Origin of the sequence: Fontivita pretiosa (genome assembly GCF_050410795.1) — a bacterium.
In the GTDB taxonomy this organism is placed as follows: domain Bacteria; phylum Planctomycetota; class Phycisphaerae; order Tepidisphaerales; family Tepidisphaeraceae; genus Fontivita; species Fontivita pretiosa.
On sequence record NZ_CP191258.1, the window covers coordinates 243,447 to 256,423 of the forward strand.

The following is a 12,977-nucleotide window of genomic DNA, read 5'->3' on the forward strand; positions in this document are numbered from 1 at the left end:
CGATTTCGGTCCGGCGGATCGTCTCAGGCCACCGCGGCGGTCACCTTCCTGGCGGCATCGGTCAGGTCGGTGGCGATCTGGAGCGTCGGCAGCTCGGCGTGTGCCTCCTGGAGGATCTGCCGCGCCTTCTCGACGTTGGTGCCTTCCAGGCGCACAACCACCGGAACCTTGAAGCCCACCTCGCGCCCGGCCTTGACCAGCGCCTCGGCGATCAGGTCGCACCTGGCGATTCCACCGAAGATGTTGACCAGAATGCCCTTGACTTTCGGGTCCGAAAGGATGATGCGGAAGGCTTCGATGGCGCCCTCGGCGGTGACGCTGCCGCCGACATCGAGGAAATTCGCCGGCTCGGCGCCGTGAAGCTTGATGATGTCCATCGTCGCCATCGCCAGCCCGGCGCCGTTCACCAGGCACCCGATGTTGCCGTCCAGCGCGATGTAGTTCAGCCCCGCCTTCCTGGCACGCACGTCCAGCGGCCTTTCCTGCGACTCGTCGGCGAGCTTCTCGATCTCAGGATGCCGGAACAGCGCGTTGTCATCGAAATTCAGCTTCGCGTCGATCGCCAGCAACTGGCCCTGCTTCGTGACCACCAGCGGATTGATTTCCGCCAGCGACGCATCGAACTTCAGGAATACGCTGGCGAGATTCAGCATGAGTCTGGCGGCCTCGTTGGCCAGCCGATCCGCAAACCCCAGCTTGTAGGCCAGCTCCCGCGCCTGATAGGGCTGAAGCCCCAGCAGCGGATGCAGCGGCTGCTTGAAGACCTTCTCCGGGGCCGTTCGCGCCACCTGCTCGATCTCGACCCCTCCTTCGGCCGAAGCGATCATCGTCACGGTGTTTCGCGTGCGATCGATGGTCAGGCCCAGATAGTACTCCTTGTCGATCTGGACCCCCGGCGCCACGAGCAACACCGACACCGGCACGCCTTCCGGGCCGGTCTGGTAGCTGACCATCCGGTTGGAGAGCATGAACTGTGCCGCCTCGCGCGCTTCGTCGGCGGAGTGAACCAGGCGGACGAAACCCGCCTTGCCCCGCCCGCCGGCGTACACCTGCGCCTTGACCACGCACATCGGCTGCGCGAATTTCCTGAACGCGTCGGCCGCCTCCTCGGCGCTGCGCACCACTTGGGCCGGGGGAACAGGAATGCCATGCTCGGCCAGTATCTGCCTGGCCTGGTATTCGTGAATCTTCATGACGGGTGGGGAATATAGCGGCTGTGCCCGTGACGCTCAAACCGCACGATCAATCGCATCCGGTGTTCGCGTGCGTGCCTCACCCATCAGGAGCCAGGCAGCCGGCTCGCTTCTCTCCGCCACCGCGTTGGAAACTGACTGCCGCGCTGTTATCCTCGTGAACGGTATGAGAGTGCTGATCATCGGAAGTGGCGGACGGGAGCACGCGCTGGCCTGGAAGCTGGCATCCTCGCCGCGGGTCACCGCGCTGTTCGCGGCGCCGGGCAATCCCGGAATCGCGCAGGTCGCCGATCTGGTTCCCATCGGTGTCATGGACTTTGACAGAATCGAGAGGTTCGTCCGCCAGAACCGCATCGAGCTGGTCGTGATCGGTCCGGAAGATCCGCTGGCGGCAGGACTGACGGACCGGCTGGCACAGATCGGCGGCAATGTTCGCGTCTTCGGTCCCTCCGCACAGGCGGCCAGGCTCGAAGCCGACAAGTGGTTCGCCAAGGAACTGATGCGTCACCAGGCCGTGCCCACCGCCGAGGCTCGGGCCTTTGTCGATCCCGATGATGCCGAACAGTACGTCAAGACGCGGGACGAGCCGGTGGTGATCAAGGCAACCGGCCTGGCACGGGGCAAGGGTGTGACCGTCTGTTACCGCACGCAGGACGCGCTGGAGGCGATCGACCGGATCATGCGAAAGCGTGTCTTCGGCGAAGCCGGCGCGCGGATCATCATCGAGGAAATGCTCCATGGACCGGAGTGTTCGATCCTGGCGTTCGTCGATCGCCGCAACATCTATCTCATGGAGCCGGCGCAGGATCACAAGCCGGTGGACGACGGCGACACCGGCCCGATGACCGGCGGAATGGGCGCCTACTCGCCCACGCCCGTCGTGGACGAAAATCTGCTGCGGCAGATCGAACGCGACATCCTCGTGCCCGTGCTGGACGGACTGGTGCGGGAGGAAATCGAGTACCGCGGCGTGCTGTATGCCGGGCTGATGCTCACCAGCAACGGCCCCAAGGTTCTGGAGTTCAACTGTCGCTTTGGAGATCCAGAGACGCAGCCGCTGATGATGCGACTGAAAAGCGACCTGCTGGAGGCGATGCTCGCGGTGGTGGATGGAAAGCTGGATCAGATCGAGCTGAAGTGGGATCCGCGAGCGGCGCTGTGCGTTGTCGCCGCCAGCCGCGGATATCCCGGAGCATACCCCACCGGGCTGCCGATCAGCGGCATCGATGAGGCCGACGCCATGCCGGATGTGAAAGTCTTCCACAGCGGCACGGCGCGGCGTGGAAATCAGATCGTCACCGACGGCGGACGGGTGCTGGCGGTCACCGCTCTGGGCAATACCATCGCCGACGCCCAGAAACGCGCCTATCAGGCCATCAGCAAGATCCACTTCGAGGGCATGCACTACCGCAAGGACATCGGCTGGCGCGCGATCCAGCGATAGGCCTGCGATCGGCAGGCCGCGAATCTCCGCCGCCCTTCTTTTGATCAAAGCCGCAGCGTGGTTCGCTGACGAAACAGCGCGCCTCACCGCTGCCCTATCGCAACCGCTTCGCTCGGCCTATAATGAATTGTCCTTCTGGAGATCTCTTCTATGCCCAAAACCCGCAGCGCCGTAATGGAATCCGTCCGCAGCGCCCTTGCGCGTCCGATCGAGCTGGAGGTCATGCTTTCCAGGGCGGGGCAGAAGGATCGCACCAACGTCGAAAAACATCTGGCGGCACTGGAGACGGCGGCGGGCGACGCGACGCACGGCCAGCTCTGGAAGCGCCTGGCGCGGGCGATGGGAACGCTGGCGCCGCTGGCCATCACCACCGTCGGTCAGCAGAACGTCCAGTTCTTCATCGCCGACGGGAAATACCGCATGCAGGTCTTCGCCATCGAAGACCAGCTCGACGGCAAACTGGTTGTTTATATTCCCGATGTGCTGGATCAGGCTTTGAAGCTGAAGTTGCTGCTTCCGGCCGACCGTCGCGAGATGGAGTTCATCGCCGATTCCGAGGAAGCCGGCGGATCGCAGACGCTGGGCTATCCCATCGCCGCGGCGCGCGGACAGACGCTGCGGATCGAGCGTCTGGATGCCGCCAACACCCCCAATCCCGCACCCCACTACAAGAACATGCTGGGATGGAACCGCAAGGCGCTGCGGATCGTGCTGCCCGTGACCGCCAGCCCCACACAGGTGGAGATGATCGAAACTCTGGCATCTCTGGCGGCTCGCGCCTGGGAGCAAAAGCAGCCCGCGGCGCACGCATGAGGCGCAGGATCACGCGGCCGATACCCGCCCGGGCCACCTGCCTGAAGCCATCGCACCGAAGATGCACTCGACTGGAATCCGGCGTTCTTCGATGACCCGTCCGTGCCGCATCGACTCGCTTGACGACCCTCGAATCGTCCACTACCGCAACCTCAAGGACCGCGAGCTGGCGCGCGAGCACGGCGGGCGGTTCATCGCCGAAGGCGAACACGTCGTCCGCCGACTGCTCACCAGCGATTACCCGGTTGAATCCGTGCTGCTGGCTGCCCGCCGCGCCGAGGAGATCGCGCCAATCGTTCCGGAATCCGTGCCCGTCTACGTTGTGCCGGATGCGATGATGCAGCAGATCCTGGGGTTCAGGTTTCACTCCGGAGTGATCGCCTGCGGCCGGCGAAAGCCCCTGCCGACTCTGGATGAGGCGATGAGCCGGATGGGGACATGCGCCACCATCGTCGTCTGCCCCGAAATCAACAATACCGAGAATCTCGGCGGACTGATGCGCATCGCCGCGGCGTTCGGCGCCGACGCCCTGATCCTCGGTCCGCGGTCGTGCGATCCCTTTTACCGCCAGGCGATCCGCGTCTCTATGGGCGCCGTGTTCAGCCTCAACATCGCGCGCAGCGGCGATCTGATTGCGGATCTGCGCGCGCTCAAAGAGCGATACAATGTCCAGCGCGTCGCCACCGTGCTCGACGAGCAGGCCGAAGACCTGGCAGGCATTCGTCTGCGTCCGCCACGGATTGCGGTCCTGTTCGGCAACGAGGCACAGGGCCTGCCGCCCGAGCTGCTCGCGGAGTGCGACCGGAAGATCACCATCCCGATGAAACTCGGCACCGACTCGCTGAACGTCATGGTCGCCGCGGGCGTGATCCTTCATCATCTGACGCGAATGTGCCAGGTCGAGCCTGCGCCACAGCCGGGCCGATGCGCAGCAGGTACATCCGGTCCGCCTGCGAACGATGCGCGGAGCTAAGCAGCCGGCTGCCGGGACGCGCCTGCTCCAGTTGCTTCAACGTCGCATCGCCGACCAGGACGAACCCAGCATAATCCGCAGGCAGCTCGGCTATGTTGCGCACGAACTGCACGGGCCTGCGCAGATAGAACAGCACCTCTTCGTTGACAAACCCGATGGCGATCAGCGGCCGACCATCCGTCACTGCTTCGAGTTGCCGAACGAACGGAACGGGCGATCGGCGGTTGTCGCGGACGGGTTCGACCCAGGCGACAACAACATGCACCAGCAGCGCCAGTATCAGCGCGACGACGATGAACATCCGCTGGCGGTCGGATCGCAGCCGCAGCCACGCCGACAGTGGCGCCGCCGTCAGCAGCGTGATCGCGGCCGCCTCGGGAAGCAGGTAGGCATTTTTCTTTTGATCCACCAGCGAGAACGCGAGCACCGCCAGCCCCAGCCAACAGACCGCCACACGCGCCCGCCGGGCCAGACGTGTCTTGGTGATAAACGGCCAGAGCAGCCCCCATGCCGCGACGGGCGTCCACGGCAGGCTGATCAGCGGCATCGCGGCCAGGTAATGCCAGATCGGGCGAGGGTGACGCGCCCCGGCCGCCTCCCCCATCGACTCCAGCGCCCATAGTTCCACGACGTTTGGAATCTTCATCCAGATGTACAGCGGCCAGGGCAACGCCACCAGCACGAACAGCGCCATGCCCGGAATGTGCGCCCGCTGCACGCGCGGCGGACGCAGCAGCGTCAGGTGGTACGCGGCCAGAAACAGCCCGACATGCACCAGAATGAACGGCCCCTTGGCCAGCGCGCCAAGGGCCAGGGCCAACCAGAAGATCAGCACCGACCCGATCGCCGAGCTGCCCCGCCCCGAAGTGCCGCGCGGCAGCAGGTCGCTTCGCACCCACGCCCACCCGGCCAGCAGCGTCAGCAGCGCCAGGTACGGGTCCGCCATCGCCTTGCGGAACTCGTCCACCACAAAGTGCGAGCTGATCCAGATGAAGCCAGCGACGACGCCCGCACGCCGGCCCAGCAGCATGCGTCCAAGATCGATGATCAGGATCGTGCCCAGTGCTCCACAGACCGCGCCGGGCAGGCGCGCCAGGGCAGCGCTGGTCGATCCGCCAAGCGCATACAGCGCCGCGACACACCAATACGGCAGCGGGGGCTTCTGCAAGCGCGGCTGATCCTGGAGATGCGGCACGAGCCAGTCGCCTCGCTCGACCATCTCGCGCGCCGTCTGTGCCACGCGAGCCTCGTGGGACGTGTTGATGTCGCGGAATCCCAGCAGCAGGCAGAACTGCGCCAGCCCGAGCACGACGACCGCCATCGTCCATCGTCGCATGTTCACCAGTCGAGCGTGCCGCGCCACGCCTTGCTCAGCTCATCCACCGAAACGTGCAGATCGACCTGCGACGGGCGGTCGGGGGCAGATGGCGACATCTCGAGCACCGGCTGCTCCCGCACACTGCCCAGCTCGACAAGCGCGGCGCCGTGCGCTGCCGCCAGTTCGCGCAGCGCCTGGATCCCCGTCGGATTCACTTCAACCAGATAGCGCCCGTTGCCTTCGGCGAACAGCTCATCGGCGGGCGCGGAGTTCAGCCGCAAACCCAGTCCCGAGGCGATACACATCTCCGCCGCCGCTACCAGCCACCCGCCATCGCTGACATCGTGACAACTGAGAACGAGCCTGCGTGCGATTGCCTCGGCGACGGCGCGATGCACGCCGACGGGGAACCTCGCCGCCTGCGGGTCGCGCGGCCGGATCATGCACAGTCGCCCGTCGCGCGGGTCTTTCAAATCCAGCGTGACACACCGGCACACGTTTTCGATCACACCGATGCCGCTGATCAACAGCGTGCGCGGGATGCGGATGACCTGGCCGGTCTCCTGGTTAGTGAACTGATTGTGCAGCGAGTCCTTGCCGGAGATGAACGGCACGCCGTACGCCAGCGCCGCATCACGGCACGCCTCGCACGCGGCCACCAGCGTGCCCATCGTCAGCTCGTCGTCCACGCTCGGCCAGCAGAAGTTGTCCAGAATCGCAAGCTGCGACGGATCCGCCCCCACCGCCACCGCGTTTCGGATCGCCTCGTCGATCGCCGCGATGCTCATCTCATACGGGTCTTGAATGTGCGGTGCCAGTCCGCAGGCGATCACTACCCCCTTGCTGCTCGTCAGCTTCGGACGGATCACCGCCGCATCCGATGGCCCGACCTGAAGCGGCCCGGTCAGCGGCTTGATCACCGTCCCACCCTGCACTTCGTGGTCGTACTGGCGGATGATCCAGTGCTTGGAGGCGATATTCGGATGGGCCAGCAGCGACAGCAGCCGATCTCGCAATGCGTCACTGCCGCCGCGCCCGCTGCCGGCAGCCGGCGCGGGTGAAACCGCCGGCACCCGGGAAGGCAGCACTGCTCGTCGCGTCGGCATCGGGATGCCATTGTGCAGGAACTGCATCGACAGCCGCCCAACCTCCACCCCGTCGTAATGAAGGATCAGCTCCGCATCCTCTGTGCCGAAATGCCCGATCACCGTTGCTTCCACATCCTCGCCGCGCGACAGCTCCAGAAGCTCATCGACCTTCTGTTCGGGCACGGCCAGCACCATCCGTTCCTGTGCTTCGCTGATCCAGATCTCATCGTAGCGCAGGCCGGCGTACTTCAGCGGCACTTTGTGCAGCTCGACAAACGCGCCGATCTTCTGGCCCATCTCCCCCACCGCGCTGCTCAGCCCGCCGGCGCCACAGTCCGTGATCGCGTTGAACAGATTGCGATCGCGCCCCTGGAGGATCACGTCGGCCATCTTCTTTTCGGTAATCGCGTTTCCGATCTGGACGGCGTGGCTGAACTCGTCGGCGTGGGTGTCGGTCAACTCAGCCGAGGAAAACGTCGCGCCGTGGATGCCGTCGCGTCCGGTCCTGCCGCCCATGACCACGATCGCGTCGCCGGGACGGGCCTCCTTGTGGATCCTGTCGCGCGGGATGATTCCCACGCAGCCGCAGAACACCAGCGGATTGCCGATGTAATCGTCGTGAAAGTAGACCGCGCCGTTGACCGTCGGAATGCCCATGCGGTTACCGTAGTCCCGCACGCCCGCCACCACCTGCTGAAGAATGCGCCTGGGGTGGATCACTCCGCGAGGAAGTTTGTCGGCCGGGTACTTCGGATCGGCAACACAGAAGACATCGGTGTTCGCGACCGGCCGCGCACCCAGTCCAGTGCCCAAAATGTCGCGAATGACCCCGCCGATGCCCGTGGCGCTGCCGCCGTAAGGCTCGATAGCACTGGGATGGTTGTGGGTTTCGACCTTGAAGCAGACCGCGTCGGTCTGGTCAAATGCGATCACGCCCGCGTTGTCCTTGAACACCGAGAGGCAGAACGGCTCCCCCGTGACACGTCTGTGCATCAGCTCCATTGTGCTGGCGAAGATCGTGTCCCTGATCAGGTTGGAGTAGCGGCGCAGCACGTTGCCGCGTTCATCGATCACCTCGACCGCGCTTTTGAGCGTCTTGTGGACGCAGTGCTCGCTCCACGTCTGCGCCAGCGTCTCCAGCTCGATGTCCGTCGGCTCGCGGCCACGCTCCCGGAAATAGCTCTGGATCGCCTTCATCTCCGCCAGCGAGAGAAACAGGTGCCCCTCGCGGCTCAGCTTCTTCAACTCGTCATCGGAAAGCTTCAGCAGCGGCACGTGGCGAAGCTGAAGCCTGTACTCATGCCCCGCGGGAAACCGCTCGGGAATGAATGGCTCGAAGTGGACAGATTCAATGACACCGTTGGCGAGGATGCGCCAGGCGATTCGCTCAAGCTCCTGGCGCGCGATCGGTTTCTCGAACACGTACGCGCGCCCCGTGCGCACCTGCTTCACGTCGATTCCCATATCGCGAATCGCCATCTCGGTCGATGCCGCCACCGGGTCCATCACGCCGGGCTTGAGGTGGATCTCGATTCGATTCGACGCGTTGGCGGCGACCGTCCGGCGGGCAGGGTCTGGCGCCTGGACAATGCGCGCTTCATCGACGATCGGGTCGGCCAGCAGCTCATGCGCGATCCGCCGGATCTGCGATTCATCGGCGTCGGTGTCGATCAGGAAAATGCGCAACATCCTGACCGGACCCGGATCGGGCCCGAACTCGGCGATCTGGTGCCGGACCGATTCCCCAAGCGGATCCACCCCGCCTTTGATGCCAACGTCGATGCGATGAATCATCGGGAGGATTCTAGCGGCCAGCGTTGGGGAGTGAAGTGGCCGAGGCTTTCACGAGGCCAGCAGCACGACCAGCACCTGCGCCGTCAACACGCGCAACAGCATCACCAGCGGGTAAACCGTCGCGTAAGACACCGATGGCGCATCCGAGCCGGTCATGTGTCCGGCGAACGCCAGTGCCGGCGGATCGGTCATGCTTCCGGCCAGCAGCCCACACAGCGTCAGGTAATTCACCTTGTAGAAGATGCGCGCGACCATGGCCACGAGCATGAGCGGCGCGAAGGTGATGATCGCCGCCAGACCCATCCAGTAGAAGCCGTCTCCCTGCGTGAGGGTTTCAAGGAACCGACCGCCGGAGCGGATCCCTACGCACGCCAAAAACAGCACGATCCCCAGCTCGCGGAGCATGAAGTTGGCGCTGGCAGGCATGTACCAGATGATCGGGCCGACGTTGCCGAGGCGGCTGAGCAGGATCGCCACGATCAGCGGTCCACCCGCCAGGCCCAGCCTCACTGCCGCCGGCACGCCCGGCAAGTGCAGCGGCCACATGCCCGCAACCACGCCCAGCGCGATCCCGATGAAGATCGGGATCACCTGCGGGTGGTTGAGCTGCTTGACCGAATCGCCCAGCTCCGCCGCAACCCGTTTGATCGCCTCCTCCTCGCCGACGACCACCACCGTGTCGCCGAACTGGAGCGGCGTGCCATGAGGCGGAAGCTCGACCTCGGCACGGGCAACTCGCGTGACGATCACGCCGAACCGCTGCGCCAGGTTCAGATCCGCCACCGTTTCGCCCAGCACATGCGGCTTGGTCACCAGGATTCGCCGGGCCGTGATGTTCCCGGGCAACTGCTTGACATCCACTTTGCTTTCGGCGCCGACGATCAGCCGCAGCGCCTCCAGCTTGTCGCGCGGCCCCACCGCGTGCAGCACATCGCCCAGGTGCACCTTCGTGTCGCGCATCGGCACGAATGTCCTGCCTCCGCTCATGATCCGCGAGATCACCACGCCTGATTCAGCCAGCGTCGGGATTCGCACCAGCTCCAGGCCATCGAGGTTGGGGTTTTTCACCTCGAGGTTGATGCTGGACAGCCGCGGGCGATCGCGCTCCAGCAGTCGCGCCAGCTCTTCGCTTTCAGCCTGCGGGTTGATGCGGAAGATCCAGCGCGTCAGCAGCATGGTGAGGATGATGCCGACGATGCCGAAGGGATAGGCGACGGCGTAGCCCATGCCCGGCAGAGCCAGGTCGGCCGGCTGGGTGCCGGACAGGTCCTTCAGCGCCTGCTGCGCCGCCGCCAGGCTGGGGGTGTTGGTCGTTGCGCCGGCGTACAGCCCCACCGCCGCCGGCAGCGGGACCCGGCCCCAGTACCATATCGCCACCGTCAAGACCGCGCCGGCGACGACGATCGCCCCCGCCAGCAGGTTCAGCTTCAGCCCCTGCCGTCGCAGCGAGGCGATGAACCCGGGCCCAACCTGCACTCCGATCGTGTACACGAACAGGATCAGCCCGAACTCGCGCGCGAACTCGAGGATTTGTGCGTTGATCTCGATCTGGGCGCGATGAAGAATGTCCCCCGCGGCAAGACCGCTGAACAGCACTCCGGCAATCCCCAGGCTCACGTTGAATACCCGGATACTGCCCAGTGCCAGACCCGTGCCCGCCACCAGACACAGAATCACCACTGCCTGCGCAACCGACTCGACAGTGACAAGCTGAATCAACCAGTTCATCGATTCCGGCCAGCGCTGAAAACGCAACACCCCCGCAAATGCCGGCGTCCGGTCGGCACTCAGCAAACGGCGAGTGGGCCTTGGCGGTCAGCGGGCCAGTTCCTTCGCCCGTTCGCGGGCTTCCTCAATCGCCCCGACGTACAGAAACGCCTGTTCCGGAAGGTCGTCCACCTTGCCTTCGCAGATCTCATCAAAGCTGCGGATCGTGTCGGCGATCTTCGTGTAATTGCCCTTCTTGCCGGTGAACTGCTCGGCCACGAAGAACGGCTGACTGAAGAACCGCTCGATCTTGCGGGCGCGGCTGACGATGAGCTTGTCCTCCTCGCTCAGCTCATCGATGCCCAGGATCGCGATGATGTCCTGAAGGTCGCGGTAGCGCTGGAGCATGTTCTGCACCTTGCGGGCCACGCGGTAGTGCTCTTCGCCGACGATCTGTGGATCCAGCGCGCGGCTCGCCGACGCCAGCGGATCCACCGCCGGATAGATCCCCTTGGCGGCGATGCTGCGCTCCAGGTAGATGAACGCGTCCAGGTGAGTAAAGGCGTTGGCCGGGGCGGGGTCGGTGGGGTCGTCGGCGGGCACGTACACCGCCTGCACCGACGTGATCGCACCGTGCTTGGTTGAGGTGATCCGCTCCTGAAGCTCGCCCATTTCCGTGGCCAGAGTAGGCTGATATCCCACCGCGCTGGGCATGCGGCCAAGCAGCGCGCTGACTTCCGAACCCGCCTGCGTGAAACGGAAGATGTTGTCGATGAACAGCAGCGTGTCGGCGCCGGTCTCGTCGCGGAAGTACTCGGCCATCGTCAGGGCGCTCAGACCCACGCGCAGGCGCGCTCCCGGCGGCTCGTTCATCTGCCCGAAGACCATCACGGTCTGGTCGATCACGCGTTTGCCGGTGTTGCCGATCTTGGCGTGCTGCATCTCCAGCCACAGGTCGTTGCCCTCGCGAGTTCGTTCGCCCACGCCCGCGAAGACCGAATACCCGCCGTGCTGTTGCGCGATGCGGGCGATCAGTTCCTGGATGACGACGGTCTTGCCCAGTCCCGCCCCGCCGAACAGACCCGCCTTGCCGCCGCGAAGGAATGGCGTGAGCAAGTCGATCACCTTGATGCCGGTCTCGAAGATTTCGGCCTTGGGACTCAGCTCGACGAATTCCGGTGGATCACGGTGGATCGGTCGGCGTTCTTTGACCTGAACGGGCCCAAGGTTGTCGATCGGCTCGCCCAGGAGGTTGAACACGCGACCAAGGATCTCCTTGCCGACGGGCACGGCGACGGGGCCGCCGGTGTCCTGGCAGGGCAATCCACGGCGCAGGCCGTCGGTCGAGCCCAGCGCCACCGCCCGCACGCGGCCGCCGCCAAGGTGTGAGGCCACCTCGCCGGTCAGGTTGATCCGCATGCCATTTTCCTGATGGTCTACCTTGATGGCGTTGTAAATCGCTGGAAGCTGGTCCTCCGGGAACTCGGCGTCGAACGTCGAGCCAATCACCTGCGTGATCTTGCCAGTCGCGGGCATGAGTCGCTCCAAGTCAGAAGGATGAAGGAGCAAGGCTCAGGGAGAAACCGAAGCGCCCTGCGCGCCCTCGCCTGTTTCTTCCTTGTGCCTTCATCCTTCATCCTTGGCTTCTGGGGCGTGGGATTGTAGTCATTCCCCCTACTCTCGCAACTGTGTCGCAGACGATCCAACGCCGCGGGTGGTGTGCCACGTGTTCGGCGGCGCAGCGGCGCGGGCAACTCGCGGCTCTGGCCCGGCTGACACGATTTGACACGCTCGGGGTCCGCCATTACCTTCGCCTTGCAGTTATGAGTTGGCCCGGAACGTTTTCGAGGATCGATTCTTGACTGCCAGCGTGATCATCCCGGCCCGCTTCGGATCCACCCGTTTTGCCGCAAAGATTCTCGCCTGTGATACCGGAAAGCCGCTGGTCCAGCACGTGGTGGATCAGGCCAGGCAATGTCGCAGAGTGCGTCAGGTAATCGTGGCGACCGACGATCAGCGGATCGTCGATGCCCTTCGGCCGTTCGGGACGAAGGTGGTCATGACGGCCGCCACCCACCAGAGCGGCACCGACCGCATCGCCGAAGTCGCACGCAACCTGGATGATCCGATCATCGTGAATGTGCAGGGAGACGAGCCGGAAATCGAGCCACAGACGATTGACGCGCTGATCGAGCGGCTGCAAACCTCCGACGACGAGATGGCCACTGCAGCCACGCCGCTGCCGGCGGAGGAGAATCCATCCAATCCCAATCTCGTGAAGGTTGTGATCAGTCCGTCGGGGTACGGGCTGTATTTTTCGCGTCTGCCGATTCCGTATTTTCGCGAGCCGATCACCCCCGGCACGCAGACGTATTATCTGCATCTGGGGATCTACGCGTATCGGCGCCAGTTCCTGCTGGAGTACGCGAGCTGGACGCCGACTCCGCTGGAACGCGCCGAAAAACTTGAGCAGTTGCGTGCCCTGGAACACGGCAGGTCAATTTATGTGTTGAAGGTCAGCCGGGCCGTTCACGGCATTGATACGCCCCAGCAGTACGAGGCGTTTGTCAGGCGATATCGAAGTCAACAGCAGGGTGGGCAATGCCCGCCTTAGCGCAGCGGTGGGCCGTGCCCACCGTCATTAAAA

The 12,977-nt window shown here is 64.6% G+C and carries 8 protein-coding genes and 1 pseudogene; 4 read left to right on the forward strand and 5 right to left on the reverse strand.

Features of this window, described 5'->3' with window-relative positions:
* Positions 1-23 precede the first annotated feature (23 nt).
* Entirely contained in the window at positions 24-1,193 is a 1,170-nt protein-coding gene (gene sucC, locus ACQS5P_RS01015; RefSeq protein WP_428939042.1) for an ADP-forming succinate--CoA ligase subunit beta, read from the reverse strand.
* Between the two features lie 166 nt (positions 1,194-1,359).
* On the opposite strand from sucC, the gene purD reads away from it, so the two are divergent.
* The 3 genes from purD (at position 1,360) to ACQS5P_RS01030 (ending at position 4,423) form a co-directional block, all read left to right on the forward strand.
* Positions 1,360-2,637: a phosphoribosylamine--glycine ligase gene (purD, locus tag ACQS5P_RS01020; RefSeq protein ID WP_428939043.1), complete on the forward strand. Its 1,278-nt coding sequence runs from the start codon at positions 1,360-1,362 to the stop codon at positions 2,635-2,637.
* Positions 2,638-2,787: 150 nt separating this feature from the next.
* On the forward strand, positions 2,788-3,450 hold the full coding sequence (locus ACQS5P_RS01025; RefSeq protein ID WP_428939044.1) for a hypothetical protein: 663 nt from the start codon (positions 2,788-2,790) through the stop codon (positions 3,448-3,450).
* Positions 3,451-3,541: 91 nt separating this feature from the next.
* Positions 3,542-4,423: a TrmH family RNA methyltransferase gene (locus tag ACQS5P_RS01030; protein ID WP_428939045.1), complete on the forward strand. Its 882-nt coding sequence runs from the start codon at positions 3,542-3,544 to the stop codon at positions 4,421-4,423.
* A 673-nt stretch (positions 4,424-5,096) separates the two neighbouring features.
* Here ACQS5P_RS01030 and ACQS5P_RS01035 read toward each other — a convergent pair.
* The 4 genes and pseudogenes from ACQS5P_RS01035 to atpD all read right to left on the reverse strand — a co-directional run.
* Positions 5,097-5,759, reverse strand: a pseudogene (locus tag ACQS5P_RS01035) (ArnT family glycosyltransferase); the annotation flags it as partial.
* 2 nt (positions 5,760-5,761) lie between these two features.
* Complete coding sequence (locus tag ACQS5P_RS01040; RefSeq protein WP_428939046.1) at positions 5,762-8,623, reverse strand: phosphoribosylformylglycinamidine synthase subunit PurS; 2,862 nt, start codon at positions 8,621-8,623, stop codon at positions 5,762-5,764.
* A gap of 48 nt (positions 8,624-8,671) precedes the next feature.
* Positions 8,672-10,351 carry a putative transporter gene (locus ACQS5P_RS01045; RefSeq protein ID WP_428939047.1) on the reverse strand — a complete coding sequence of 560 codons (1,680 nt, stop codon included), beginning with the start codon at positions 10,349-10,351 and terminating at the stop codon, positions 8,672-8,674.
* 87 nt (positions 10,352-10,438) lie between these two features.
* Positions 10,439-11,866, reverse strand: a complete 1,428-nt coding sequence (gene atpD, locus ACQS5P_RS01050) for a F0F1 ATP synthase subunit beta (RefSeq protein ID WP_428939048.1) — start codon at positions 11,864-11,866, stop codon at positions 10,439-10,441.
* A 322-nt stretch (positions 11,867-12,188) separates the two neighbouring features.
* Here atpD and kdsB point away from each other — a divergent pair, with 322 nt between their 5' ends.
* A complete protein-coding gene (gene kdsB / locus ACQS5P_RS01055) occupies positions 12,189-12,944 on the forward strand; it encodes a 3-deoxy-manno-octulosonate cytidylyltransferase (RefSeq protein WP_428939049.1) in 756 nt (251 codons plus the stop codon).
* The last annotated feature ends 33 nt before the right edge of the window (positions 12,945-12,977 follow it).